Below are 24,784 nucleotides of genomic sequence, written 5' to 3'. Positions count from 1 at the left end.
AAACGATCTGGGAGGATCGACATGGCGGAGCGGATCACCTCGCCCTTTGGGGCGAAGTCGACGGCGCGCGAAGTGGTCGCGGGTCATGACCTGTCGGGCCGGGTGGCCATCGTCACCGGCGCGGCCACCGGCATCGGCGTCGAGACGGCGCGGGCCCTGGCCCTGGCGGGCGCGGAGGTGATCATCGCCGCCCGCAAGCCCGAGCTGGGCGAAGAGGTCGCCAATCAGATCAACGCGGAAGCGGGGCTGAAACGCGTCAGCTTCGGCATGCTGGACCTTTCCAGTCTCGAAGCCATCCGACACTTCGCCCATCGCTGGGGCGACCGCCGCCTGAATATCCTGGTCAACAACGCCGGCGTCATGGCCTGCCCGCTGTCGCGCACCGCCGACGGGCTGGAGATGCAGATCGGCACGAACCACTTCGGACACTTCCTGCTCTCGGTGCTTCTGGCGCCAAACCTGATCGACGGGGCCGAGCACTCGGGTCGTCGTTCGCGGCTGGTGTCGCTGTCCTCGATCGGCCACCGACGCTCGGGCGTGAACTTCGAGGACCCGAACTACCAGACCCGGCCCTACGACAAGTGGGAGGCCTACGGTCAGGCCAAGACCGCCAACAGCCTGTTCGCGGTCGGCTTCGACAAGCGGTTCCGGGACCAGGGCGTCAACGCCAACGCCGTCATGCCCGGCGGCATCATGACCCCGCTGCAGCGGCACATGAGCCTGGATGAGCAGCGGGCCATGGGCTGGCTGGACGAGAACGACAAGCCGCGCGAGGGCTTCAAGACCACCGAGCAGGGCGCGGCGACCAGCGTCTGGGCCGCCGTCGGCGACGAGCTGGACGGCGTCGGGGGACTCTATCTGGAGGATTGCAACCAGGCCGTCCCCTGGAGCCAGGAGCGGCCCTGGAACGGCGTCATGCCCCACGCCCTCGACCCCGAGGCGGCCAACCGGCTGTGGGATCTGTCGGTGAAGACCGTCGGTGCCGGCGCCTGATGCGAAACCGTTCGGTCCTGCGCCTGGCCGGCGCCGCGACGATCGTCGGGGCGGCGATCGACATCGCCGCGCCGTTCCTGATCTATCCGCGCCTGGCCGATCCGTGGCCGCATCTGGTCTATGTGATCATCGACCTGCTGCTGCTGCTTGGCATGCTGGGCGTCTGGTCGGCGAGCCGGCGGTCGGCCAGCGCCCTGGGCCTGACGGGCTTTGTCCTGGCGCTGCTGGGCGTGATGCTGGTGCGGACCTCGTCGGCCGAGATCTTCGGCGGGGCCTCGTACGTGATCGCCTCCAGCCTCTGGTCGATCGGCATGGTGGTCTGGGCCGTGGACCTCATGCGGGCCAAGGTGTTCCGCATTCCCGCCGGCCTCTGGATCGTCGCGCTCGTCATCGGGCTTGTCGGCCTGGCGATGAAGGATCACGGTCCCGTCGCGCACGTGGCGAAGATGAGCTTCATCATCGGCTTCATCGTCGCCGGCCTCGACCTGATCAAAGCGCGTGGAGAACCCGCATGAGCCTGACCAACTCGCTTCAGGGCAAGACCCTGTTCGTCACCGGCGCCTCGCGCGGCATCGGCCTGGCCATCGCCCTGCGCGCCGCCCGCGATGGAGCCAATATCGTCATCGCCGCCAAGACCGCCGAGGCCCATCCCAAGCTGCCCGGCACCATCTACACCGCCGCCAAGGAGATCGAGGCGGCGGGCGGCCAGGCCTTGCCGCTGGTGGTCGACGTGCGCGAGGAGGCCAGCGTCCAGGAGGCGGTGGAGAAGGCCGTCGCCCAGTTCGGCGGCATCGACATCTGCGTGAACAACGCCTCGGCCATCTCGCTGACCGGCACGCTGTCGACCGACATGAAGCGCTACGACCTGATGCACCAGATCAACACGCGCGGCACCTTCGTCACCTCCAAGGCCTGCATCCCCTATCTGAAGAAGGCCCAGAACCCGCACGTCCTGATGCTGTCGCCGCCGCTGGACATGTCGCCGCGGTGGTTCGGCTCGCACGTGGCCTACACCATGGCCAAGTTCGGCATGTCGATGTGCGTACTGGGCATGGCCGAGGAATTCAGGAGCGACGGGATCGCCTTCAACGCCCTGTGGCCGCGCACCGGCATCGCCACCGCCGCCATCCAGTTCGCCCTGACCGGCGAGGAGGGCCTCAAGCACTGTCGCACGGTCGAGATCATGGCCGACGCGGCCCATGCCGTGTTCCTGAAGCCGTCGCGGGACTTCAGCGGCAACTTCCTGATCGACGACAGTTTCCTGTACGGCGAGGGCGTGCGCGACTTCGACCCGTACAAGGTCGACCCGTCCGCGACCCTGATGCCGGACTTCTTCGTGCCGGAGAGCAGCGCGCCGCCGCCGGGGGTGAAGATCGGCTAGCGCTTCTTCCTGGCCGACTTGCGCGCCGCGACCTCGAGCGACTTGCGCGACCATTCCAGCAGGACCTCCTGGTCGTCCAGCGCCTCGGCGGGGGCCGTCCAGTAGGCCATCGGCTTGTCGTCGCCGAACGGGGCGAAGGCGTGCGAGCCGGCGGCCTCGAATTCCGGCTTCAACGTCTCGTCGCCCTTGAGGTAGAGGACGTCGTCGTCGATCAGGGCGAAGAACAGGCCGTTCGCATAGACGCCGACTCCGCCGAACATGCGGCGCGAGGTGACGTGGCCCAGCGGGGCCAGTTGCTCCAGAACGAAGTCCCGATAGTCGTCAGAGACCGCCATGCCCGTCACCGCCAAAGTGTCCGTGAGAACCGCCACGCCCGCCGACGCGAGCCTGATCCACCAGTTCATCCTCGATTTGGCGGACTATGAGAAGCTGCTCGATACGGTCACGGCCAGTCTGGCCGACACGACCGCGGCCCTGTTCGGCGAGGCCCCGCGCGCGTTCGCCGACATTGTCGAGATCGATGGCCAGCCGGTCGGGTTCTCGCTGTGGTTCTACAGCTACTCGACCTTCGTCGGCCGGCACGGCATCTGGCTGGAGGACCTGTTCGTGCGGCCGGCGGCGCGCGGCTCCGGCGCGGGCAAGGCGCTGCTGGCCAACCTGGCCAGGCGCTGCGTCGACGAGGGGCTGGGCCGCCTGGAATGGTCGGTCCTGGACTGGAACGCGCCGTCGATCGCCTTCTATGACAGCCTGGGCGCGGCCGCGATGGACGAGTGGATCATCCGTCGCCTGACCGACGACGGGATCCGCGAGCTGGCCGGAGCCTGAGCGCTAATCCAGCCGGTCGGCCTTGCGAAGGGCAGGGAACAGCCAGGCCCACACGGCCGTGACCGCCATGGCCCCGACGCCGCCGAACACCGCCGCGCCGACCGGGCCCAGCAGCCAGGCCGCCGCGCCGCTCTCGACCTCGCCCAGTTCGTTGGAGGCGCTGATGAACACGCCCGACACGGCGGCGACGCGGCCGCGCATGGCGTCCGGGGTGACGATCTGGACCAGGGTCTGGCGCACATAGACCGACAGCATGTCGGCCCCGCCCAGGATGGCCAGGGCGGCCACCGACAGCCATTCCAGCTTCGAAAGGCCGAACACCACCGTCGCCAGGCCGAAGACCGCCACGCCGGTGAACATTATCCGGCCGGCATGGCGGCGGATCGGGTTGCTGGCCAGGTAGATCCCGACCAGGACCGCGCCCACGGCCGGCGCGGCCCGCAGCAGGCCGAAGCCCCCGGGGCCGATGTGCAGCACGTCCTTGGCGAACACCGGCAGCAGGGCCGTGGCCCCGCCCAGGATCACCGCGAACAGGTCCAGCGAGATCGAGCCGAAGACGATCTTGTTGTTCCAGACATAGGCCAGGCCCTCCTTGATCAGCTCGACGCGCGAGCCGGGCTGGGTTTCGGGCTTGGTCGACTTGCGGATCAGCAGGGCCAGGACGGCGGCCAGCAGGTAGAGGCCGAACGAGGCGCCAAAGGCGGCGGCCGGCGAGTGGATCAGCAGCAGGCCGCCGATGGCCGGCCCGACGATCGAGCCGGCCTGCCAGGACAGCGAGTTCCAGGCGATAGCGCGCGGCAAGAGCGGGCGCGGCACCAGCATCGGCCCCATGGCGCTGCTGGCCGGCGACAGGAAGGCGCGGCTGGCGCCGAACATCACCGAGATGGCGAAGATCGGCCACAGGTGGTGCGAGCCCATCAGGGCCAGGGTCAGGAGGACGCCGGCGCTGATCGCGTCCAGGCACAGCGTCGCGGCGACGATCAGCTTGCGGGTCCGGCGGTCGGCCGTCTCGCCGGCCACCAGGGTCAGCAGGAACAGCGGCAGGAACTGCGCCAGGCCGATCATGCTGACCAGGAAGGCCGACTCCCCGACCGACTTGGTCAGGCGGGCGATGGCGTAGACCTGCCAGCCCAGGGCCACCGACTGGATCTGCACCCCCAGGGTGGAGACGAACCGCGCCACCCAGAACAGGAGGAAGTCACGCTCCCGCAACAAGGCGCGGGTAGAGGTGTCTGTGACGAGCGCGGACGCGGGCGTCTTTGGGGAAGCTGGGTCGGACATCGCGCCGCAACATAGAGCCAAGTCGCCGCACCGCAACGTTATTGACCTGAGAAAGGCTTGGCCCTACAGCGCGCGCATCTCTTGGAGGTTTTCAGGCATGCGACGCCTGCGACGAATTCAGCGCGAACGCGCCACGATCTGAAGCCCTCCCGGTCGCGCCTTCGCGTCGGGAGCCCCCGACGCCCTTTCGCATTTCCCGAAGGCCGATGACCTCCGTCCAGAAGTCCCTTTCTTCCGAGCCCGCCTATCCGCCCCTGGTCCACGAGACCTCGGCGATGGAAGCGGCCGTCACCCACCTCATCGACCGGGTCTTCGGGCCCGGCCGCTTCGCCAAGTCGTCCGAGCGCCTGCGCGAGGGCAACGCCCTGTTGGCCGACTGCTCGTTCGTGGCCCTGCGCGACGGCAAGCCGGTCGGCTGCTGCCGCATGTGGCCGGTGACAATCGGCGGCAAGCCGGTCGCCTTCCTCGGTCCCCTGGCGGTCGATCCGGACGAACGCAGCGCGGGCCTCGGCCAGGCCCTGGTCGAAAGCGCCGTCGAGGCTGCCCGCGCCGCCGGCTGGCGCGCGGTGCTGCTGGTCGGCGACGGTCCGTATTTCGGCCGCGTCGGCTTCGGCGCTGACCACACCGCCGGCGTCGTCATGCCGGGGCCCGTGGACCAGCGCCGCGTGCTGCTGCTGCCGCTGCGGCGGGGCGGCGACGAGGGGCTCTCCGGCCCGGTCGCGATCGCGCCGGGCGCGAAACCTGGCGCCACGATCGCTTGAGCCGGCGGGCCTTACGGCCTAACTGATCGGTGATGACCGACACGCCCACCACTTCCGGCTTGGAAGGCGTCGCCCAGGCCGCCCAAAGGGCGCAGGCGGGGGCGGCCGGCGCGCGCGGCCTGCCGCCGGTGCACCTGTGGCATCCCGCCCACTGCGGCGAGATCGACATCCGCATCCGCAAGGACGGCGTCTGGTTCCACGAGGGCACGCCGATTGGTCGCGAGGCGCTGGTGCGGCTGTTCTCGACCGTGCTGCGCCTCGATCCGGACGGTTATCACCTGGTCACGCCGGTCGAGAAGATGCGCATCACCGTCGAGGACGCGCCGTTCATCGCCACGCGCGTTGATCGGGTGGGTGACACGCTCGTCTTCCTGACCAACGTCGGCGACACGGTCGAGGCTGGGCCGGAGAACCGGATCCGCGTCGAGATCGATCCCGACACGGGCGAGCCGCGTCCCTATGTCCATGTGCGCCGGGGCCTGGAGGCGCTGATCGCCCGGCCGGTGTTCTACGAGCTGGCCGAGATGGCCAGTCTGGACGGCGACACCTGGGGCGTCAGATCGAACGGCGCCTTCTTCCCGATCGCTCCGCCCGGAGCGCTTCCGGCATGACGTCCAAGGACTTGCAGGGCGACGAGCGCCGCGCCTGGATCATGAGCCGCCTGGAGCCGATCTCGGACTACGATCCCAGCCTGGCCAACCCCAGGAAGTCGGACTTCGATCTCAATCCCGGCCTCAAGGTCGACAATCCGCACGCCCTTCGTCCCGCCGCGGTGCTGGTGGGCCTGGTCGAGCACGCCGACGGCCTGACCGTGCTGCTGACTCGCCGGTCCGACACCCTGCGCAGCCACACCGGCCAGATCGCCTTTCCCGGTGGCCGCTGCGATCCGGGCGAGCTGCCCTGGGAGACGGCCCTGCGCGAGGCCCAGGAGGAGGTGGCGCTGGACCCGGCCCTCGTGACCGTGGCGGGGCTGCTGCACGGCTACCAGACCGTGACCGGCTTCCACGTCATGCCGGTGGTCGGCTTCATCGATCCCAAGGCGACCTTCGTTCCCAGCCCGGAAGAGGTGGCCGACGTCTTCGAGACGCCGTTCGACTTCCTGATGGATCCGGTCAACCACCAGCGCCAGCATCGCGAGACGCCGAGCGGCGAGCGTCGCAACTTCTACGCCATGCCGTGGAACGACCGCTTCATCTGGGGGGCGACGGCGGGCATGCTGCGATCGCTGTACGAGGCGCTCTATGACGAGAGCGGCCACCCGCCCCATTTGCCGTCTGGCGGAGGCGACGCCTCCTAGCCTAACTATGTCGACGCGTCCCGGGCTCGGACGCGTGAGTGGGAGCAGGCGTTGAGCAGCGAGACGATCGGCCCCGCGCCGTGGATGACGCTTCCGAAGACCAAGGCGGTGATCGCGGCGCTCGAGGCGCGCGGCGGTCCCGGCTGCGCCCGCTTCGTGGGCGGCTGCGTGCGCAACACCCTGATGGGCAAGCCGGTCGACGACATCGACATCGCCACGATCCTGACGCCGGACGTGGTCATCGAGGCCCTGGAGCAGGCGGGCCTGCGCGCCATTCCGACCGGCATCGACCACGGCACGATCACGGCCCTGTCGGCTGGCCGGCCCTATGAAATCACCACCCTGCGCAAGGACGTGGCGACCGATGGCCGCCGGGCGGTGGTGGCCTTCACCCAGGACTGGAGCGAGGACGCCCAGCGCCGCGACTTCCGCTTCAACGCCCTCTACGTGGACGCCGAGGGCCGTCTCCATGATCCGACGGGCGAAGGCGTGAACGACGCCCGCGACGGCAAGGTGGTGTTCGTCGGCGACCCGATGACCCGCATTCGCGAGGATTATCTGCGGATCCTGCGCTTCTTCCGTTTCCAGGCCTGGTACGGCAAGGGTGAGGCCGACCAGGAGGCCCTGGCCGCCTGCAAGGCGCTGAAGGACATGCTGCTGGGCGGGACGGCCGAGCGTCTCCAGAAGGAACTGATGAAGATGCTGGCCGCGGAAGATCCGCGCCCGGCCTTCCGGTTGATGGCCGCCACGGGGGTATTGTCCACGATCCTGCCGTCGGTGGAGTCCCTCGCCCGCTTCGAGGCGCTGGTCGCGATCGAGACCGAGCAGTTGTTCGAGAACGATCCGGTCCTGCGCCTGGCCGCCCTGATCCCGGACGACGCCGAGGCCGCCGCGCGACTGGCCGAGCGCCTGCGCCTGCCCAACACCGTCCGCGATCGCCTCGTCGACGCGGCGGGCGAGGGGCCGCGCATCGTGTCGTGGATGAGTCCGCGCGAGACCCGCCGCGCCGTCTATGGCCTGGGCCAGCGCGCGTTCTGCGACCGGATCAAGCTGGCCTGGGCCGGCTCGGGCCGCGAGTCCGCCGCGCCGCAATGGCGGGGCTTGCTGGCCCTGGCCGAGACCTGGACGCCGCCCGCCTTCCCGCTGTCGGGCGAGGAGATCATCAAGGCCGGCGTGCCCAAGGGGCCTCTGGTCGGCGAGGTCAGGCGCGAGATCGAGACCTGGTGGATCGACCAGGACTTCATCGAGGACAAGTTCAGCGCTATCGAACGTCTGAAGGCCGTCGCGCAAGGGATGGTCTACTAGGACCAGAGTTCAGTCGGAGGCGTGTCTTGAAGATCGGCCTGCTCGAGACCGGCAATCCGCCGGGCGACCTCGCGGAGACGCACGGCAGCTATTCGGCGATGTTCGAGGCGTTGCTGGGGCCAGAACACAGCTATCGCGTCTATGACGTCCAGAAGGGCGAGCTGCCCGCCGATCCGGCGGAGAACGACGCCTATGTCATCACGGGCTCGGCGGCCGGGGTCTATGACCCGCTGCCCTGGATCGAGCCGCTGAAGGCGTTCCTGCGCGAGGCCAAGGGCGAGACGCCGCTGGTCGGCGTCTGCTTCGGCCACCAGATCATGGCCGAGGCGTTCGGCGGCAAGGTCATCAAGTCCGACAAGGGCTGGGGCGTGGGCCTGCAGGCCTATGAGGTCGCCGAGCGCGAGCCCTGGATGGACAGCGCGCGCCACGTCGCCGTGCCGGGATCGCACCAGGACCAGGTGGTCGCGCTGCCGCCCGGGACGCGCGTTCTGGCCGGCAGCGCCTTCACCCCCTACGGCGTCCTGGCCTATGACGACGCCAGGGCGATCTCGATGCAGTTCCACCCGGAATTCACGCCTGCCTACGCCACGGCCCTGATCGAGGCGCGGCGTGGAACCCGCTTCACCGACGAGCAGGCCGACGCCGCCATCGCCAGCCTGGGCGCCGAGAATGACCGCGAGCGGATGGCCGAGTGGATCGGCCGGTTCCTGGCCCAGGAAACGGGCAAGGAAACCCGGGGCTAAGCGGGAGCGTTTCTGTCCGGACCCTTCCGGAGGAACGCTCATGCGTGTCGCCCCCCATCGTGTCGTGACGGGCGTGATCCTGGCCGGGGCCCTGGCCGCCGGCGGCGCCGTTGTCGCCAGCGTCCAGGCCGCTCCCGAGACCCGGCCCGCCTCGCCGGTCGCATTGAAGACCGCCGCCAGCTTTCAGTCGATCCAGGATCCGGCCGCGCGCTCGGTCGCCCTGTTCACCGAGGCCGGCAAGGTGATCCAGAGCCCGCGCTGCCTGAACTGCCACCCGGTCCAGCGCGCGCCGACCCAGGGCGACGACCTGCATCCGCACAATCCGCCGATGGTCGCCGGCGACAGCGGCCATGGCCCGGCCGGCATGCCCTGCTTCTCGTGCCACACGGGGGGCAACGTCCCGACCTGGGGCCAGGACATCAAGAGCATCCCCGGCGATCCCAAATGGGCCCTCGCCCCAGCCGAGATGGCCTGGCAGGGCAAGTCGCTGGGCGCGATCTGCGGCCAGATCAAGAACCCGGCGACCAACGGCGGCAAGTCGCTGGCCGAGTTGCACCACCACATGGCCCAGGACCACCTGGTCGGCTGGGCCTGGAACCCCGGCGCCGGTCGCGTCCCGGCTCCCGGCACGCAGGTTCAGTTCGGTGAGCTGATCAAGGCGTGGATCGACACCGGCGCAAAATGTCCGAAGGCCTAGGCTCGGCGCCTACGGCCACTTCACCGTCGGCGGCATCGAGCTGAGGATCGACTCGACGTTGCCGCCGGTCTTCAGGCCGAACATGGTGCCGCGGTCGTAGAGCAGGTTGAACTCCACATAACGGCCGCGCTGGACCAACTGCTGCTCGCGCTCGTCGGCCGTCCAGGTCTCGCCCATCCGGCGGCGGACCAGATCCGGATAGATCCCCAGGAACGCCCGGCCGACATCCTGGGTGAAGGCGAAGTCGCGATCCCAGTCGCCGCTGTCGTGATGGTCGTAGAAGATGCCGCCGACGCCGCGCGGCTCGTTGCGGTGGGGCAGGAAGAAGTACTCGTCGCACCAGGCCTTGTACTTGGCGTGCCAGGTCGGATCGTACTTGTCGCAGGCCCGCTGATAGGCGGCGTGGAAGTCGATGGCGTCCGGGAAGTCTTGGCTGCGCTGGTAGCCGAGCAGGGGCGTCAGGTCGCCGCCGCCGCCGAACCAGCTCTTGGTGGTGGCGATGAAGCGGGTGTTCATGTGCACGGCCGGCACGCGCGGGCTGACCATGTGGGCGATCAGGCTGATCCCCGTGGCGAAGAAGCGGGGGTCCTCGACCGCGCCGGGCATGTTCTTGGCCATCTCGGGGGTGAAGGCGCCGTGCACCGTCGAGACATGGACGCCGACCTTCTCGAACAGGCGGCCGTGCATCATGCCCATGACGCCGCCGCCGCCGGCCGGACGGTCCCACGGCTTCTTCTCGAAGCGCCCCGCCTCGCCGGGATAGAGATCGGCCGGGGCCTCGTCCTCCAGGCGCTCGAATGCGGCGCAGATCTGGTCGCGCAGGCTTTCGAACCACGCCGTGGCGCGCGCCTTCCTGGTGTCGAGGTCTTGATCGGTGCTCATGCCCGCCGATTAAGCCTCCACGCGCCCGCATGCAAATAGGTGTGACGACATTCGACAAGAAGCGATCGCCGCTCCCATATAGGCCGAGGTTCCGCCGCTCCGGAGTGTTCGCCATGCCCGCCGCCAAATCGTCCGCCTCGAAGGCCTCGGGCAAGTCCGATGTCTGGATCGCTTCGGGCGTGCGCACGCCGTTCGCCAAGGTCGACGGACCGCTGGCCTCCTATGACGCGATCGAGCTTTCGGTCCCGGTCGTGAAGGCCATGCTGGCGCCAGATGGGAAGGGTGGGGGCGCGCGGCCCGACTTCGCGGTCTGGGGCACGGTGATCCCGAACCTGACCTGGAGCAACATCGCCCGCGAGGTGCTGCTGGACGCCAGCGGCGACCCGACCATTCCAGCCTTCTCGACGGTGATGGCCTGTTCGACCAGCATGATCGGCGCGATCGAGGCGGCGGGCATGATCGACGGGCGTGGCCGCGACCTGGCCCTGGTTGGCGGCGTCGAGAGCATGAGCCGGGTGCAGATCGGCTTGTCGGTCGCCCTGTCGGACTGGATCCGCAAGTTCCAGGGCGCGCGGACCGGCCAGCAGCGCCTCCAGGCCCTGGGCGCGCTGAACCTGAAGGACGTCAGGCTGTTCATTCCCAAGGTGGCCAACCGCACGACCGGCCTCTCCATGGGCGAGCACACCGAGATCACGGCCAAGGAATGGAACCTGTCGCGCGCCGACCAGGACGCCATCGCCCTGGCCAGCCACCAGGGCGCGGTGAAGGGCTGGGAGAGCGGTTTCTTCGACGATCTGGTGATCCCGATCGGCGGCGCCAAGCGTGACACCATTCCACGCAAGGACACCTCGCTGGAGAAGCTGGCCAAGCTGGGGCCGGCCTTCGACAAGACCAGCGGCAAGGGCACGCTGACGGCCGGCAATTCTTCGCCCCTGACCGACGGGGCGGCGGCGATCTGGGTCGGATCCCAGGCCGGCATGGGCCGCCTCCCGGGCGAGACGCCGAAGGTGCGGATCGTCGACCACGAGGTCACCTCGATCGACCTGCGCCACGAGGGCCTGCTGATGGCCCCGGCCTACGGGGTGCCGCGCATGCTGGCGCGCAACGGCATGACCTACGCCGACGTCGGGCTCTGGGAGATCCACGAGGCCTTCGCCGCCCAGGTGCTGTCGCACATCGCCGCCTGGGAGAGCGCCAAGTTCCTGGCCGAGAAGGCGGGCGTCGGCGCGTCCCTGGGTGAATTCCCGCGCGACCGCATGAACCCGTACGGCGGCAGCCTGGCGCTGGGCCACCCGTTCGGGGCCACCGGCGCACGCATCCTCAGTCAGGCGGTGAAGGAGCTGGCCGCCCGTCCGAAGGGCGAGCGCGCCATCGTCAGCATCTGCGCCGACGGCGGCCAGGGCACGATGATGCTGCTGGAAAGCGCGTAGGCGCTGGCGCGCCTAGGTCAGCGCCGTGAAGATCAGGGCCACGACGGCGACGTCGAAGATGCGAATGGCGACGGACAGCATGAAGGGCTCGCGGCGGTGAGTTCACCCACGATTAAGCAAGACTGGCGCCAAGCCGCCGAGATCCGCTGATGGCCCTGTTCTTCGATACGGCGTGGTACGACGCGCGCCTGGCCGAGCGGGGCCTGGACCGCGCGACCCTGGCCGTCGCGGCCGGCATGACCGAGACGGAACTGGCCCTGGCGTTCAAGGATCAGCGCGAACTGTCGATGCGAGAAGTCTCTGCTTTCGCCGAGCTTTTGGGCGTGACGCCGGCCGAGGCGGCTTCGCGGGCCGGGGTGCGGCCGCCACCCGCCAGCGACGCCGAGCGCATCGCGGCGCTGGAGGCGCGGGTAGCGGTCCTGGAGGCCGAGCTGGCCCGCCTCGGACGCTAGATGTTGGTCTTCTTCAGCAGGCCCGCCTTGGGACGGCGGTCGGCCGGGCCGGAATATTCCGTGCCGAGATAGGTCGATCTGGCCGTGTCGAGCACTTCCTGCCCACCGCGCAGGCCGCGCTTCTGACCGGATTGACCCATGACGTGAGCGGCGAAGGCGGCGAAGCCTTGGCCGCGCGGCGGTCGTTCCTGACGCGGTGGGGGGGCGTCTTCCTCCGCGACGAAGACGGCCTCTTGTTCGCTCTCATGGCGCTCGTCCTCGCGCGGCGCCGGGAGGGCGCGACGCGTGGGTCCAGGGCGTCGAATGGGATCGATCGGGCCGTTCATACGCGGGACGGTAGAGCCAGGACGGTTAAGAAGACCTGGATCGACTTGGTTAAAAAAGTGCGGGTTAAGACTTGTTCGCCAACTTGGCGAGCTGCTCCTGCATCGCCTCCATCTGGCGCTTGAGTTCGGCCAGCGAGTCGTCTCCGGCAGGCGCGGCGGGCGCCGAGGAGGGCGCGGGCTCGGCGGGCGGGGCGGCGGCGTCTTCCGGACGCACATAGGCGAACGGCGAGAACATCTTCATGGCCCGGTCGAACAGCGCCATGTTCTGACGGATCTGCTCTTCGTAGACGCCCATGCCCGGCATCTTGCCGGGGGCCAGGTTGGACAGCTGGCCGCGCAGACGCTCCTGCTGCTTGGTGAAGCTCTCCAGCGACATTTCCAGGTACGACGGCAGGAAGGCCTGCATCGAGTTGCCGTAGAAGCCGATCAGCTGACGGAGGAACTGGATCGGCAGCAGGTTCTGGCCGCCGCCGCGGTTCTCCTCCTCGAAGATGATCTGGGTCAGCACCGAGCGCGTGATGTCGTCGTTGGTCTTGGCGTCGTAGACCACGAAGTCTACCCCCTCCTTCACCATGTCCGAGAGGTGTTCGAGGGTGACGTAAGAGGAAGAGGCTGTGTTGTAGAGGCGACGGTTGGCGTATTTCTTGATGATCACGCGTTGGCCGGCCGATTTCTCGGTCCCGGCGGCCGTTTCGCCTTTTTCAGGGTTCTCGGACATTTCGTTCCCTAGACAGCGGTTTCCGTCCGCTCTTCGCAACGCACTATCGCTAATGCAAAGGCATGGCGCCAGTGGTCAGATGACTTGGAGGTGTCGCGAAGGCGTGAAAATGTGCTCGTGACGAACGCGGCCTGGATGTGCATGTTGATGCTGCATCGCAAAAGAACGGGCGCCGCAACCGCGAACGCGTCTCGTCAGAAACGTCACGGGAGCTATCGCATGAGCGACATCGTCATCGTCTCCGCCGCCCGCACGCCGGTCGGCTCGTTTAACGGGGCGCTGTCCAGCCTGCCCGCCGCCGAACTGGGCAAGATCGCCATCGAAGCGGCCGTGTCCCGCGCGGGACTGGCGCCGGCGGACGTGGACGAGGTGATCCTGGGCCAGGTGCTGCAGGCCGCCGCCGGCCAGGGTCCGGCCCGCCAGGCCTCGGTCAAGGCCGGCATTCCGGTCGAAAGCCCGGCCTGGAGCCTGAACCAGCTGTGCGGCTCGGGCCTGCGCGCGGTCGCCCTGGGCGCCCAGCAGATCGCCGACGGCTCGGCCAGGATCGTCGTGGCTGGCGGCCAGGAGAGCATGAGCCAGGCCCCGCATGCCCAGAACCTGCGCGGCGGCCAGAAGATGGGCGACCTGCAGTTCGTCGACACCATGATCAAGGACGGCCTGTGGGACGCCTTCCACGGCTACCACATGGGCCAAACGGCCGAGAACATCGCCAACCGCTGGCAGATCACCCGCCAGGACCAGGACGTCTTCGCCGTCGCCTCGCAGAACAAGGCCGAGGCGGCCCAGAAGGGCGGCAAGTTCGACGAGGAGATCGTCCCGGTCACCATCAAGGGCCGCAAGGGCGACACGGTCGTCGACAAGGACGAGTTCATCCGCCACGGCGCGACCCTGGAAAGCGTCCAGGGCCTCAAGCCCGTGTTCAACAAGGAAGGCTCGGTCACCGCCGCCAACGCCTCGGGCCTCAATGACGGCGCCGCCGCCCTCGTCCTGATGAGCGCCGACGAGGCCGCCAGGCGCGGTCTCAAGCCCCTGGCCAAGATCGCCTCGTGGGCCAATGCCGGCGTCGATCCCGAGATCATGGGCACCGGCCCGATCCCGGCCTCGAAGAAGGCGCTGGAGAAGGCCGGCTGGTCGGTCTCCGACCTCGACCTTGTCGAGAGCAACGAGGCCTTCGCCGCCCAGTCGCTGTGTGTGGTCCGCGAGCTGGGCCTCGACCCGGCCAAGGTCAACGTCAACGGCGGCGCCATCGCCATCGGCCACCCTATCGGCGCCTCGGGCGCGCGGATCCTGACCACCCTTCTGCACGAGATGAAGCGGTCGGGCGCCAAGAAGGGCCTGGCGACCCTGTGCGTCGGCGGCGGCATGGGCGTGGCCATGTGCGTCGAGGCGGTCTGACACTTTTCGACACGCAACCTTAGCCGTGACCGCGCGCTTCCAGATCCTGTGGCTCTGGGGGCGCGCGGACCGGCGCCAACCATAAAAATATCCGGGAGACAGAAATGACGAGAGTTGCGTTCGTGACCGGCGGCACCCGCGGGATCGGCCGGGCCATCTGCGAGCGGCTGATCGCCGACGGCCACAAGGTGGCGGCGGGGTATTCGGGCAACGAGGAAGCGGCCGAGGCCTGCGCCAAGGCGCTGGGCGTGATGGTCGTGAAGGGCAATGTCGGCTCGTTCGAGGACTGCGCCGCCGCCGTGAAGAAGGTCGAGGCCGAGCTGGGCCCGATCGACATCCTGGTCAACAACGCCGGCATCACCCGCGACGGCATGCTGCACAAGATGAGCTACGAGCAGTGGTCGGAAGTGATCCGGGTCAACATGGACTCGGCCTTCAACATGACTCGCCCGGTGATCGAGGGCATGCGCGACCGCGGCTGGGGCCGCATCGTCAACATCAGCTCGATCAACGGCCAGAAGGGCCAGATGGGCCAGACCAACTACTCGGCCGCCAAGGCCGGTCTGATCGGCTTCACCAAGGCGCTGGCGCTCGAGAACGCCAAGAAGGGCGTGACCGTCAACGTGATCTGCCCAGGCTATATCGACACCGAGATGGTGGCGGCGGTGCCGGAGAACGTCCTGGCCGGCATCATCGCCGGCATCCCCGTCGGTCGCCTGGGCAAGGGCGAGGAGATCGCCGACATGGTCTCGTTCCTGGCGGGCGAGCGGGCCGGCTTCGTGACCGGTGCGACGCTCAGCCTGAACGGCGGCCAGTACATGGCCTGACCGGGGGTCCGACCCCGATCCGAAGACTTCCCCCGAAGCCCGGGCTTGACGGCGACTGTTGCAGTTTGGCCTCATGCGCGTGGCTTCGGGGTTTGGACGTTAACACGTCCAAGATTCGCCCCAGTCGGCGGGCAGTACGGATCGTATGAAATTCTGCAAGGCGGAGCTTGGCGATTGGGGGGCGAAGGCGACCCTGGCCATCGCGGCTCTGATGGTCATGGCGGCGTCCGCGAACGCCCAGCAGCTTCCGCACTCGCTGCGGGACGCCCTGCTCGGCCACAAGGGCCCGGCCGAGGCCCGCCGTGTCGCGGCCCCGCCCGTGGCCCGCTACGTGTCCGAGACCGGCGCCTTCGTTCTCGACCAGGCCGCGTCCCGACCGCTGATGAAGTTCGACAACAGCGCCGAGGTCTGGGTGCTGTCGGCCCAGCCGGCCTCGCGCGGCGACGTCATCTATCGCAACGACCTGGGTGAGCCCGTACTGCGGGTCACCAAGCTGGGCGGGGTCATCCTGTTCACCGACGACGCCCCGATGGGCGCGGCGGCCGCCCTCTCGGGCCGAGCCTCGTCGATCCAGCCGCCGGCCATCCTGTCGTTCGGCGTCTTCGTGCAGCGGGTGAAGATCGCCGCCGACCGCGCCAGCCGCGCGGCTCAGCATCAGATCGAGTTCTCCACCGTCGAGGACGTGCGTCCCGAGACCTCCGTCCTCGCGGCGGACTCCGCGACGGTCGTGGCCGAGGCCTTCGAGCGCATGGCGCGCAAGGGCGATCGCTCGCTGATCTCGCGCATCGTCCGCGTGTTGCTGGCCGAGGGACACAAGCCCGCCGCGGCCCTCAAGGATGGCTCCCTGACCATCACCTATTCGCCCGACCAGGGCCTGGCCGGACGCCCGTCGTCAAAGCGGATCATCAAGGTGATCAACCGCTAACAGGCCTTTTGTTACGCGTTGGAAGCGTAACCATAAGTGCTCAGAAGCCGTTTACCTGGCTCGCATATCGGTGTTCGCTAGTCACGGCTTCGTGGCGTCGCACCTCGCGCGCAACCATGCGTAATGCGACGCCAGCGAGGCTTTTCGCGCGTTCGCAAGGTTCTAGTGTCTTCCATGGATAGCCCCGACATCGCCGAGGCGCCCGACCGCGGGCGCCTGAAGATGGCCGACATCGCGCGGATGGCGGGCGTGTCGATTTCGACGGTGTCGCGCGCCCTCGCGGGCAATCCCCTGATCCCCAAGGCCCTGCGCGACCAGATCGTCGAGATCGCCCAGACCCATGGCTATGTGGTCAATCAGTCGGCCCGGTCCCTGCGCCTGCGCAAGACCAACACCATCGGCGTCATCATTCCCTTGGCCCACGAGGCCGGGCAGCTGATCTCCGACCCGTTCTTCCTGGAGATGGTCGGGCGACTGGCCGACGAGATCACGCGGCGCGACTATTCGGTCCTGCTGAACAAGGTCATCGTCACCGAGGCGGGGTGGCTGGAGCGCATCATCCAGTCGCATCGCGCCGACGGCCTCCTGCTGATCGGCCAGAGCACCCAGCACGACGCGCTGAACACCGTCTCCGACACCTACAGGCCCATGGTGGTCTGGGGCGCCCAGTTGCCGGGACAGCGCTATTGCGCCGTGGGCAGCGACAATGTGGAGGGCGGTCGCCTGGCCGTCGCGCACCTGGCCGCGAACGGCCGCCAGCGCATCGCCTTCCTGGGCGCGGTCGACGCGCCCGAGGCGATCCAGCGGTTCGAGGGCTATAAGAAGGGTCTGGCCGAGGCGGGATTCGCATTTGATCCGGCCCTGGTCGTCTCGACGCCCTATACATCGGCGGAGGCGCGGGAGGCGGTGGAGGCCTTCCTGGCGACCGGCGTCCCGTTCGACGGGGCCTTCGCCTTCTCGGACGTCATCGCCCTGGCCGCCATCGGCGCGCTGAAGGCGGCGGGCAAGACCGTGCCAGGCGACGTGGCCGTGGTCGGCTTCGACGACATCATCCTGGCCCAGCACAGCACCCCGCCCCTGACCACCGTGCGCCAGGACCTGGCGTTCGGCGCGCGGGCGATGGTCGACCTGCTGTTCCGCCGCATGGCCGGCGAGGATGCGCCCTCGACCCTGGCGCCGGTCGAGCTGGTCGTGCGCGGCAGCAGCGTCGCGTAGCTGGATTTTACGCGGCCTCGACGCCGATCGACTTCAGCTCCTTGAGAAACCGGGTCAGGCTGATGTGCGAGCGCTTCAGGCCCTGCACGACCTCGGGACGGGCCAGGGCCGCCGCCGGGACGATGAAGCCCTCGCGGCCGACGCGCTGCGCCATGCCCTTGTCGAGCATCTCGACGAAGCGACGGCGGACGGTCTCGTAGGGCAGGCCCAGGGAATCGGCGACCTGGCGGACGGTCAGCGGCCTGCGCTCGTGATCCGGCGGAATGTCGTCGACCTCAGTATAGACCGAGCCGCGGATGTGCGAGCAGTTGCCGGCCCAAAGCGTGGTGAAGACAAGAGCGTAGAGAAGATCCGAACCGTGGACTTCAGTGGCGATTTCGACCCAACGCAGGATGTAATCCGTCGCGTAGCGGGTGGCCGCGCGAGCATTGACGTACTCTTCGGACATAGTTGACTTGGTTCCCCGGGGCCGACGCTCTTAACGCGACCAGAAAAGGATTGCATGGCTCAGATACCGACGCCATGCGACCAAGTTGCCCACTATGGGTACCCGCTTTGAGGGACTGCGGCAGGTTGACGCGCCCTCTGCCCAGCTTGGAGGATCAGCCGCGCGACGGCGTCCAATCAGGCGGCGCCATCTCGAAACCCTCGAACCGGAAGCCGGGAGCCACGGTGCAGCCGACCAGCGTCCAGGCGCCCAGGCTGACGGCCGTCTGCCACCACGAGGTCGGCACGACCACCTGCGGCCGGCAGCCGGCGCGCAGGTCCGGCCCCAGCACATAGGCCGTGACGCCCTGGCCATCGGGCGGCGACAGGCTGATCGAGATCGGCGCGCCGGCGTACCAGTGCCAGGTCTCGACCGCGTCGACCCGATGCCAGACCGAGACCTGCTCGGCCTCCAGCAGGAAATAGATGCAGGTCGACTTCGCCCGGCCGTCGGGGCCGGCTTCGTCCTGGAAAGTCTGCCGGTACCAGCCGCCCTCGGGATGCGGCTGGAGGTCCAGCATCCGGATGATCTCCTTGGCGCCCAGGTCGCCCGCGATAGCCCGTTCCTGTCGATTTGGGTCCGTCACGCTCTTACTCATCCCTTGAAGCTGTCCTTGGCGGCCCGGATCTCGGCGAAGGCCTCGGCGGGCGAGGCCGCGCTCGGCCGCAGCAGCGGCGCGCGCAGGAACGGATTGGTGGCCTTCTCGGCCGCGATGGTGGTCGGCACGGTCGGCTCGCCGCGCTCGCGGGCGGCGAACACCGCGGCCGCCCGCGCCTGCAGGGCCGGATCGTCGTCGACCGACAGGGCGAAGCGCGCGTTCGAGGCGGTGTATTCGTGCGCGCAGTAGACGGTGGTCGCGTCGGGCAGGCCGGCGACCCGGCTCAGCGAACTCCACATCTGCTCGGCGGTGCCTTCGAACAGCCGTCCGCAGCCCAGGGCGAACAGGGTGTCGCCGACGAAGGCGATCGCGTCGGCGGCGTCGTGATAGGCGACATGGCCCAGGGTGTGGCCGCCGCTGTCGATAACCTCGAATCGGGTATCGCCCAGCATGACGACGTCGCCGCCGCGCACGACCCGGTCCAGCGGTGCGATGCGGGTCACCTCGGCCGGGCCGGCGATGGTCGCGCCGGTCGCCGCCTTCAACGCCTCGTTGCCGCCGGCGTGGTCGGGGTGCCAGTGGGTGTTTAGGATCAGGTCCAGGCCCCAGCCCCGCTGGCCCAGCTGCGCCAGGATGGCCTCGGCGTCCGGCGTGTCGATGGTCGCGACCTTGCCGGTCGCCTCGTCGCGGATCAGGAAGCCGTAGTTGTCGGAGAGGCAGGGGAACTGGTGGACGGTCAGGGCCATGGCGCTGTTGCTCTATCGCGCCGAAGCCAGCGCGCCTACAAGGATGACCTCGACGCTCGGGAGACTCAATGCGCCGCGACGTGCTGGACTTGAGAGCCTTCTACGCCGCCCCGCTGGGGCGCGCGGCGAGGACCATGCTGACGCGCAAGGTCGAGGAGGCCTGGGGCGACACCCGGGACCTGGACGTTCTGGGCGTCGGCTACGCCACCCCCTTCCTCGACGCCCCTCGCGCCAGGGCCCGGCGCGTGGTGGCCGCCATGCCCGCCCAGCAGGGGGTGGAGGTCTGGCCGCACGGCGGCCGCAACCAGGCGTGCCTGGTGGAAGAGACCGCCCTGCCGCTGCCCAACGCCCTGTTCGACCGCGTCCTGGCCGTCCACGCCCTGGAGGAGGCCGACGACCCGGCCGCCCTGCTGGCCGAGATCGGACGGGTCATGGCGCCGACCGGCCGGCTGATCGTGGCCGCCTCGTCGCGCGACGGCGCCTGGACGGGGGCCGAGACCACGCCGTTCGGCCATGGCCGCCCCTACAGCCGCAGCCAGCTGGAAAGCCTGATCCGCGAGGCGGGCCTGGAGCCCGCCGGCTGGACCCGGGCCCTCTACGTGCCGCCGTTCGGGGCCATGGCCGGCTGGGCCGAGGGCTTCGAGCAGGTCGGGGCCCGCCTCTGGCCGCGCTTCGCCGGGGTGATCCTGATGGAGGCGGTCAAGCAGACCTTCGCGGTCAAGCCGCGCGGCCACAGCGCCCGCGCCCGGGTGTTCGCGCCCGGGGGGCTGCTGCCCAGCCCGGCGGGCCCGACGCCCGCGCGCCATACGGGCGGGCGCCCGCTTCCCGTCAACAAGGCGCCCGTTCATCAGGCGCCGAGCGGTCGGGACGGCTGATCTTACTTGGAGCGAAGCGTTTCGACGCCTAGCTTGGAATCGTAACAACCGTTCGCTCCTGGGAGCCGCGCCATGAAGATGATCGTCGCCGTGATTAAGCCGAGCCGCCTCGACGCCGTGCTCGAAGCGGTCACCGAGGCGGGGGCGTCGGGGCTGACGGTCACCGAGGTGCGCGGCTACGGTCGGCAGAAGGGCAAGACCGAGGTCTATCGCGGCGCCGAGTACGAGGTGAAGCTGCTGCCGAAGGTCAAGCTGGAAATCGCCGTCCCGACCGACGTCCTGGAACCGGTCATCGAGGCCCTGCAGCGCACGGCCAACACGGGCAAGATCGGCGACGGCAAGGTCTTCGTGCTGGACCTGGAACAGGCCCTGCGCATCCGCACCGGCGAACGCGACGCGGCCGCCATCGCGGGCTGACCGATTTCCCGGGACGCCGTGGACAAGCGGAGCCATAAACGGGTCCGCGCGTTCTCCAAGTTCACGGCGTTCAAGGTGACATGGATCCAGGGTCTTCCGTCTTCCAACCGGGATACAACTGCTGGCGGGTCGAGTCCGCCGACCGCGTGGCCCTGTTCATCGACAACGACGAGGCGTTCGACGCGCTGAAGCCGTTGATCCTATCGGCGCGCAAGTCGATCTGGATCCTGGCCTGGGTGTTCGACCCCCTGACCCGGCTCGATCCCGACCGGGTCAGGAAGAGCCGCGATCCCACCCACGCCGACCGCATCGGCCTGATCCTGCGGCGGCAGGCGGCGCTGAATCCGGCCCTGGACGTGCGGGTGCTGACCTGGGACATGCCCTTTCCCATCGCCGCCTCGCAGCTGTTCGGGCCCCATCGCGGCGCGGCCTTCTTCGCCGGCTCGCGGGTCAAGTACCGCCTGGACGCCACCCTGCCGGCCAGCGCCTGCCATCACCAGAAGGCGGTGATCATCGACGGCGTCTCGGCGCTGATCAGCGGCGGCGACATCAGCGTCGACCGCTGGGACGACTGCCGGCACCTGGACAACAACCCGCTGCGCCGCCTGCCGACGGGCCGCCACTACCCAGCCCGCCACGAGGTCTCGATGCTGGTCGACGGCCGGGCGGGCGAGGCGATGGCCGACCTCTTCATGGACCGTTGGAAGTCGTCGGGCGGCGACCCCATCGAGCGCCCCGAACGGCCCGAGGAGACGCCCTGGCCCGAGGACCTGTTGCCGGACCTGCGTCGCATGCAGGTCGCCGTGGCGCGCACCTCGGCCGCCTGGCAGGGGCGGCGGGAGATCACCGAGTGCATGCTGCTGCATCTGTCGGCCATCCGCCGGGCGCGGCGGCTGATCTATCTTGAGAACCAGTACCTGACCTCGCCGATCATCGTCGAAGCTCTGGCCGAGCGCCTGGCCGAGCCCGACGGTCCCGAGGTGGTGACGATCGGCCCGGCCCGCAGTCCCAGCTATTTCGACCAGATGACCATGGACAGCGCCCGGACGGCGGCGATCAATCGGCTGCGCGGCGTCGACATCCACAAGCGCTTCTCGGCCTTCTCGGCCCATACGCCCAAGGGCGCGCCGATCATCGTCCACTCCAAGGTGGCGATCATGGACGACTGGATGCTGCGGATCGGCTCCGCCAACCTGAACAACCGCTCGATCGGCCTGGACAGCGAGTGCGACCTGGCCTTCGAGGCCCATTCGGACCTGGAACGTGAAACCGTCCGCGCCTTCCTGGGACGCCTGGTCGGCCACTTCATCGACCGATCCGCCACCGACGTGCTCGAGGCGATGGAGCGCGAGGGCGGCCTGGGGGCGGCGATCAACGCGCTAGACGTCCGAGGCGGTCCGCCTCGGCGGCTGCAGCCCGTGCCGACGCGCTATCTGTCAGGGATCCAGCAGTTCATCGCCGACTGGAGCCTGGGCGACGCCATCGCGCCGGATGACGCCTGGCGGCCCTGGGGACGTCGCGCGCGCCTGAAGCGCGACATCGCCCGCCTCACCCAGCCGCCGCCGGAGCCTCCGGAGCGTCTTCTGCCGTGATCTCCAGCTCGACCACCAGCGGCAGGTGGTCCGAGGCGACTCGGGCGCGCATGTCGTAGGGCGAGCTGACGCCGCGCGTCTCCAGGCCCTTGGTCAGGAAGACGTGGTCGATGCGCATGAACGGGAAGCTGGACGGGAAGGTCGCCGTTGCGGGCCGGGGCCAGGTCGGGGTCGGCGCCTGGGCGTCGCGCAGGGCGGTCCGCAGCATCCGATAGGTGGCCGAATAGGGCGTGGCGTTGAAGTCGCCCAGCACGACCCCGGGCGCGACCCAGCGATCATCGCCCATCCAGTCGGGACCCAGCAGGGCGGCGGCCTGGCGCTTCTGCTCCTGCGGCACCAGACCGAGGTGGGTGTTGATGATCTGGACCTTGGTTCCGCCGACCTCGACCTCGACCCAAAGGGCGCCGCGCGGCTCCAGACCCGGCACGCGCCGGTACATCGGCAAGCCCTTGGCTCGGATCCGGCGCTCGGGCAGGGCAGTCAGGATGGCGTCGCCATAGAGCTCCTCCTCCACGGCCATGGCCGGGTGGAAGTGGAAGCTCATCTTCAGCAGTTCGGCCAGGCGGTGAGCCTGGTCGACGCTCTTGGTGCGCGCCCGGCCCACGTCCAGTTCCTGCAAGGCCACGACGTCCGGCCTTTCGGCCGCGATGACCTCCGCCACACGTTCGACGTCGAGCCTGCGGTCCGTGCCCACGCAACGGTGGACGTTGTAGGTCATGAGACGAAGCGTCTTCATCCGTCGAAGAGATCGCCCGAGGCGGGCGGAAGTTCCCCCTCCGCGAGTTTTTGGGTCGGCGCCGCGCCGTTGCGGCTGAGCATGAACAGGCAGGTCTCGGACCGCCAGTTTTCCAACGCGCTCGCGGGGTTCATCGACCGCGCGGGCCCCTTTCCGGCGAAGGCCGCGCTGGCGTCGACGCGCAGGTTCAGGTCCGCCGTCAGGGCCATGAAGTCGGCCAGGGTGCACAGGTGGATGTTCGGCGTCGACCACCAGGGCAGCGGCAGGGCCTTGGTCTCGGGCATGCGGCCCCGGCTCAGCAGCGACCAGCGCACACGCCAGTGGCCGAAGTTCGGGAACGAGACGATGGCCCGGTCGGCGATCCGTAGCAGCTCGTCCAGCACGTGGCGCGGCTTGCGCGTCGCCTGCAGGGTCTGGGACAGCACCGCGTAGTCGAACGACCGGTCGGGAAAGTGGTCGAGATCCAGGTCGGCGTCGCCCTGCACCACCGAGAGGCCCCGGGCCATGCAGGCGGCCACGCCGCTGGCGCTGAGCTCCAGGCCGCGTGCGTCGACCTGCTTCTCGTGGGCCAGCAGGTCCAGCAGGGCGCCCTCGCCGCAGCCGACGTCCAGCACGCGCGCGCCGGGACGCACCAGGCGCAGGATCTCGCGGAAGTCCTCGCGGATGACGGTGTTGGTCAAGCAAGCCCCCGATCGCGTTCCGCCGAGGCCAGGAAGCCTTCCAGCGCCGCGTCCATCACCGGCTCGTCCAGCAGGAAGGCGTCGTGGCCCTTGTCGCTCTCGATCTCGGCGAAGGCCGCGCGGGCGCCGGCGGCCGTCAGGGCGCGCACGACGTGGCGATTCTCGGCGGTCGGGTACAGCCAGTCGCTGGAAAAGCTGAGCACGCAGAACCGCACGTGACGGGCGCGGGTGAAGGCGTTGGCCAGCACGCCCCCGTGGCTGGCGGCGATGTCGAAATAGTCCATGGCCCGCGTGATGTAGAGGTAGCTGTTGGCGTCGAACCGGTCGACGAAGCTGGACCCCTGGTGGCGCAGGTAGCTCTCGACCTGGAAATCGGCGTCGAAACCCCACGACAGGCCGTCGCGCTGCAGCTCGCGGCCGAACTTCCGTTGCAGGGCGGGCTCGGACAGATAGGTGATGTGCGCGGCCATCCGCGCCACGGCCAGGCCCTTCTCGGGACGGACGCCATGATCGGCATAGGCGCCGCCGCGCCAGTCCGGATCGGCCATGATCGCCTGGCGGCCCACCTCGTGGAACGCGATGTTCTGGGCCGAATGGCGCGCGGCGGAGGCCAGGATCACGGCGCTGAACATCCGCTCGGGATAGTCGACGGCCCATTGCTGGACCTGCATGCCGCCCATCGAGCCGCCGACCACCGCGAACAGGGTGTCGACGCCGAGCGCCGTGACCAGCATGGCCTGGGCCCGGACCATGTCGGCGATGGTGATCATCGGGAACGACAGGCCATAGGGCTTGCCCGTGGCCGGATTGGTCGAGGCCGGGCCCGTCGAGCCCATGCAGCCGCCGACCACGTTCGAGCAGATGATGAAATGGCGGGCCGGATCCAGCGGCTTGCCGGGGCCGACCAGGCGCGGCCACCAGCCGGGCTTGCCCGTGGTCGGGTGCGGCGAGGCCACGTACTGGTCCATGGTCAGGGCATGGCAGATCAGGACGGCGTTGGATTTGTCCGCGTTCAGCTGGCCGTAGGTCTGGTAGGCGACCTCCAGCCCCTCGATCACCCCGCCCGAATCGAGCCGCAGGGGTTCGTTCGCGGGAAACCGCCAGGTTCCCCCGCCGGACAGGACGGGCGTGACCAGATCGAGCGCAGCCATGTCGCCTTGGAGCGCTTGGCGAAGAAGGTGTCAACCGCCCGCTTCCTGC

The 24,784-nt window shown here is 69.1% G+C and carries 32 protein-coding genes; 20 read left to right on the top strand and 12 right to left on the bottom strand.

The window, feature by feature from the left end; genetic code table 11:
- The first annotated feature begins 21 nt into the window (after positions 1 to 21).
- Genes K8940_RS21345 through K8940_RS21335 form a run of 3 tightly spaced genes read left to right on the top strand, consistent with a single transcriptional unit; the run spans position 22 to position 2,374 of the window.
- Positions 22 to 993 (top strand): SDR family NAD(P)-dependent oxidoreductase, encoded by a 972-nt coding sequence (locus tag K8940_RS21345; protein WP_223392049.1) that lies wholly within the window; start codon positions 22 to 24, stop codon positions 991 to 993.
- A complete protein-coding gene (locus tag K8940_RS21340) occupies positions 993 to 1,508 on the top strand; it encodes a hypothetical protein (RefSeq protein ID WP_223392048.1) in 516 nt (171 codons plus the stop codon). The genes K8940_RS21345 and K8940_RS21340 overlap by 1 nt, the downstream gene beginning before the upstream one ends.
- On the top strand, positions 1,505 to 2,374 hold the full coding sequence (locus K8940_RS21335) for an SDR family oxidoreductase (RefSeq protein ID WP_223392047.1): 870 nt from the start codon (positions 1,505 to 1,507) through the stop codon (positions 2,372 to 2,374). The genes K8940_RS21340 and K8940_RS21335 overlap by 4 nt, the downstream gene beginning before the upstream one ends.
- Here K8940_RS21335 and K8940_RS21330 read toward each other — a convergent pair.
- Positions 2,371 to 2,718, bottom strand: a complete 348-nt coding sequence (locus K8940_RS21330) for a TfoX/Sxy family protein (protein ID WP_223392046.1) — start codon at positions 2,716 to 2,718, stop codon at positions 2,371 to 2,373. The genes K8940_RS21335 and K8940_RS21330 overlap by 4 nt on opposite strands.
- Between K8940_RS21330 and K8940_RS21325 the strand changes: the two genes are divergently transcribed.
- A complete protein-coding gene (locus K8940_RS21325; protein ID WP_223392045.1) occupies positions 2,708 to 3,199 on the top strand; it encodes a GNAT family N-acetyltransferase in 492 nt (163 codons plus the stop codon). The genes K8940_RS21330 and K8940_RS21325 overlap by 11 nt on opposite strands.
- A gap of 3 nt (positions 3,200 to 3,202) precedes the next feature.
- On the opposite strand, the gene K8940_RS21320 is transcribed toward K8940_RS21325, so the two are convergent.
- Positions 3,203 to 4,480 carry an MFS transporter gene (locus K8940_RS21320; protein ID WP_223392044.1) on the bottom strand — a complete coding sequence of 426 codons (1,278 nt, stop codon included), beginning with the start codon at positions 4,478 to 4,480 and terminating at the stop codon, positions 3,203 to 3,205.
- A 97-nt stretch (positions 4,481 to 4,577) separates the two neighbouring features.
- Between K8940_RS21320 and K8940_RS21315 the strand changes: the two genes are divergently transcribed.
- The 7 genes from K8940_RS21315 to K8940_RS21285 all read left to right on the top strand — a co-directional run bounded on the left by K8940_RS21315 (position 4,578) and on the right by K8940_RS21285 (position 9,283).
- A complete protein-coding gene (locus tag K8940_RS21315) occupies positions 4,578 to 4,622 on the top strand; it encodes a hypothetical protein (protein WP_223395942.1) in 45 nt (14 codons plus the stop codon).
- Between the two features lie 64 nt (positions 4,623 to 4,686).
- On the top strand, positions 4,687 to 5,241 hold the full coding sequence (locus K8940_RS21310; protein WP_223392043.1) for a GNAT family N-acetyltransferase: 555 nt from the start codon (positions 4,687 to 4,689) through the stop codon (positions 5,239 to 5,241).
- A gap of 32 nt (positions 5,242 to 5,273) precedes the next feature.
- Positions 5,274 to 5,852, top strand: a complete 579-nt coding sequence (locus K8940_RS21305) for a DUF1285 domain-containing protein (RefSeq protein WP_223392042.1) — start codon at positions 5,274 to 5,276, stop codon at positions 5,850 to 5,852.
- Positions 5,849 to 6,538 carry a CoA pyrophosphatase gene (locus K8940_RS21300; protein WP_411675570.1) on the top strand — a complete coding sequence of 230 codons (690 nt, stop codon included), beginning with the start codon at positions 5,849 to 5,851 and terminating at the stop codon, positions 6,536 to 6,538. The genes K8940_RS21305 and K8940_RS21300 overlap by 4 nt, the downstream gene beginning before the upstream one ends.
- Before the next feature lie 51 nt (positions 6,539 to 6,589).
- Entirely contained in the window at positions 6,590 to 7,843 is a 1,254-nt protein-coding gene (locus tag K8940_RS21295; protein WP_223392041.1) for a CCA tRNA nucleotidyltransferase, read from the top strand.
- Between the two features lie 26 nt (positions 7,844 to 7,869).
- Positions 7,870 to 8,586 carry a glutamine amidotransferase-related protein gene (locus K8940_RS21290; RefSeq protein ID WP_223392040.1) on the top strand — a complete coding sequence of 239 codons (717 nt, stop codon included), beginning with the start codon at positions 7,870 to 7,872 and terminating at the stop codon, positions 8,584 to 8,586.
- A 40-nt stretch (positions 8,587 to 8,626) separates the two neighbouring features.
- On the top strand, positions 8,627 to 9,283 hold the full coding sequence (locus tag K8940_RS21285; protein ID WP_223392039.1) for an Isoquinoline 1-oxidoreductase subunit: 657 nt from the start codon (positions 8,627 to 8,629) through the stop codon (positions 9,281 to 9,283).
- 9 nt (positions 9,284 to 9,292) lie between these two features.
- Here K8940_RS21285 and hemF read toward each other — a convergent pair whose 3' ends face one another.
- Entirely contained in the window at positions 9,293 to 10,165 is an 873-nt protein-coding gene (gene hemF / locus K8940_RS21280; RefSeq protein WP_223392038.1) for an oxygen-dependent coproporphyrinogen oxidase, read from the bottom strand.
- Positions 10,166 to 10,278: 113 nt separating this feature from the next.
- On the opposite strand from hemF, the gene K8940_RS21275 reads away from it, so the two are divergent.
- Positions 10,279 to 11,595, top strand: a complete 1,317-nt coding sequence (locus K8940_RS21275; RefSeq protein ID WP_223392037.1) for an acetyl-CoA C-acyltransferase — start codon at positions 10,279 to 10,281, stop codon at positions 11,593 to 11,595.
- Positions 11,596 to 11,607: 12 nt separating this feature from the next.
- On the opposite strand, the gene K8940_RS21270 is transcribed toward K8940_RS21275, so the two are convergent.
- Positions 11,608 to 11,673: a hypothetical protein gene (locus K8940_RS21270; RefSeq protein ID WP_125155815.1), complete on the bottom strand. Its 66-nt coding sequence runs from the start codon at positions 11,671 to 11,673 to the stop codon at positions 11,608 to 11,610.
- Positions 11,674 to 11,744: 71 nt separating this feature from the next.
- Between K8940_RS21270 and K8940_RS21265 the strand changes: the two genes are divergently transcribed.
- Entirely contained in the window at positions 11,745 to 12,047 is a 303-nt protein-coding gene (locus tag K8940_RS21265) for a helix-turn-helix domain-containing protein (protein ID WP_223392036.1), read from the top strand.
- On the opposite strand, the gene K8940_RS21260 is transcribed toward K8940_RS21265, so the two are convergent.
- Positions 12,044 to 12,373: a hypothetical protein gene (locus K8940_RS21260; RefSeq protein WP_223392035.1), complete on the bottom strand. Its 330-nt coding sequence runs from the start codon at positions 12,371 to 12,373 to the stop codon at positions 12,044 to 12,046. The two genes, K8940_RS21265 and K8940_RS21260, sit on opposite strands and share 4 nt — an antisense overlap.
- Before the next feature lie 64 nt (positions 12,374 to 12,437).
- Positions 12,438 to 13,091 carry a polyhydroxyalkanoate synthesis repressor PhaR gene (gene phaR / locus K8940_RS21255; protein WP_223392034.1) on the bottom strand — a complete coding sequence of 218 codons (654 nt, stop codon included), beginning with the start codon at positions 13,089 to 13,091 and terminating at the stop codon, positions 12,438 to 12,440.
- Between the two features lie 219 nt (positions 13,092 to 13,310).
- Between phaR and K8940_RS21250 the strand changes: the two genes are divergently transcribed.
- The 4 genes from K8940_RS21250 (at position 13,311) to K8940_RS21235 (ending at position 17,453) form a co-directional block, all read left to right on the top strand.
- The gene (locus K8940_RS21250; protein WP_223392033.1) at positions 13,311 to 14,486 is read left to right on the top strand and encodes an acetyl-CoA C-acetyltransferase; all 1,176 of its coding nucleotides are present in this window, start codon (positions 13,311 to 13,313) and stop codon (positions 14,484 to 14,486) included.
- 104 nt (positions 14,487 to 14,590) lie between these two features.
- On the top strand, positions 14,591 to 15,313 hold the full coding sequence (locus K8940_RS21245; RefSeq protein WP_223392032.1) for a beta-ketoacyl-ACP reductase: 723 nt from the start codon (positions 14,591 to 14,593) through the stop codon (positions 15,311 to 15,313).
- A gap of 145 nt (positions 15,314 to 15,458) precedes the next feature.
- Positions 15,459 to 16,238, top strand: a complete 780-nt coding sequence (locus tag K8940_RS21240; RefSeq protein ID WP_223392031.1) for a DUF4908 domain-containing protein — start codon at positions 15,459 to 15,461, stop codon at positions 16,236 to 16,238.
- Positions 16,239 to 16,460: 222 nt separating this feature from the next.
- Positions 16,461 to 17,453 carry a LacI family DNA-binding transcriptional regulator gene (locus tag K8940_RS21235; RefSeq protein WP_223395938.1) on the top strand — a complete coding sequence of 331 codons (993 nt, stop codon included), beginning with the start codon at positions 16,461 to 16,463 and terminating at the stop codon, positions 17,451 to 17,453.
- A 7-nt stretch (positions 17,454 to 17,460) separates the two neighbouring features.
- On the opposite strand, the gene K8940_RS21230 is transcribed toward K8940_RS21235, so the two are convergent.
- From K8940_RS21230 to gloB, 3 genes are all read right to left on the bottom strand, one after another.
- On the bottom strand, positions 17,461 to 17,901 hold the full coding sequence (locus K8940_RS21230; RefSeq protein ID WP_223392030.1) for a hypothetical protein: 441 nt from the start codon (positions 17,899 to 17,901) through the stop codon (positions 17,461 to 17,463).
- 154 nt (positions 17,902 to 18,055) lie between these two features.
- Positions 18,056 to 18,538: a cupin domain-containing protein gene (locus K8940_RS21225; protein ID WP_223392029.1), complete on the bottom strand. Its 483-nt coding sequence runs from the start codon at positions 18,536 to 18,538 to the stop codon at positions 18,056 to 18,058.
- Positions 18,535 to 19,284, bottom strand: a complete 750-nt coding sequence (gene gloB / locus K8940_RS21220) for a hydroxyacylglutathione hydrolase (RefSeq protein ID WP_223392028.1) — start codon at positions 19,282 to 19,284, stop codon at positions 18,535 to 18,537. Before gloB ends, K8940_RS21225 begins: the two co-directional genes overlap by 4 nt.
- Before the next feature lie 68 nt (positions 19,285 to 19,352).
- On the opposite strand from gloB, the gene K8940_RS21215 reads away from it, so the two are divergent.
- The 3 genes from K8940_RS21215 (at position 19,353) to K8940_RS21205 (ending at position 22,168) form a co-directional block, all read left to right on the top strand.
- Positions 19,353 to 20,159: a class I SAM-dependent methyltransferase gene (locus K8940_RS21215; RefSeq protein WP_223392027.1), complete on the top strand. Its 807-nt coding sequence runs from the start codon at positions 19,353 to 19,355 to the stop codon at positions 20,157 to 20,159.
- Between the two features lie 72 nt (positions 20,160 to 20,231).
- The gene (locus K8940_RS21210; protein ID WP_047411696.1) at positions 20,232 to 20,576 is read left to right on the top strand and encodes a P-II family nitrogen regulator; all 345 of its coding nucleotides are present in this window, start codon (positions 20,232 to 20,234) and stop codon (positions 20,574 to 20,576) included.
- Positions 20,577 to 20,656: 80 nt separating this feature from the next.
- Positions 20,657 to 22,168 (top strand): phospholipase D-like domain-containing protein, encoded by a 1,512-nt coding sequence (locus tag K8940_RS21205; RefSeq protein WP_223392026.1) that lies wholly within the window; start codon positions 20,657 to 20,659, stop codon positions 22,166 to 22,168.
- Here the strand turns inward: K8940_RS21205 and K8940_RS21200 are convergent.
- The 3 genes from K8940_RS21200 to metX are packed head-to-tail and all read right to left on the bottom strand — an operon-like array spanning position 22,125 to position 24,735.
- Complete coding sequence (locus K8940_RS21200) at positions 22,125 to 22,904, bottom strand: endonuclease/exonuclease/phosphatase family protein (RefSeq protein ID WP_223392025.1); 780 nt, start codon at positions 22,902 to 22,904, stop codon at positions 22,125 to 22,127. The two genes, K8940_RS21205 and K8940_RS21200, sit on opposite strands and share 44 nt — an antisense overlap.
- Positions 22,901 to 23,584 (bottom strand): methionine biosynthesis protein MetW, encoded by a 684-nt coding sequence (gene metW, locus K8940_RS21195; RefSeq protein WP_223392024.1) that lies wholly within the window; start codon positions 23,582 to 23,584, stop codon positions 22,901 to 22,903. The genes K8940_RS21200 and metW overlap by 4 nt, the downstream gene beginning before the upstream one ends.
- The gene (gene metX / locus K8940_RS21190; protein WP_223392023.1) at positions 23,581 to 24,735 is read right to left on the bottom strand and encodes a homoserine O-acetyltransferase MetX; all 1,155 of its coding nucleotides are present in this window, start codon (positions 24,733 to 24,735) and stop codon (positions 23,581 to 23,583) included. Before metX ends, metW begins: the two co-directional genes overlap by 4 nt.
- Positions 24,736 to 24,784: the final 49 nt, after the last annotated feature.

Origin of the sequence: Caulobacter segnis (assembly GCF_019931575.1) — a bacterium.
Lineage (GTDB): Bacteria > Pseudomonadota > Alphaproteobacteria > Caulobacterales > Caulobacteraceae > Caulobacter > Caulobacter segnis_C.
Note: the sequence above shows the minus strand (reverse complement) of the source record. Positions and strands in the feature narration are given on the sequence as shown.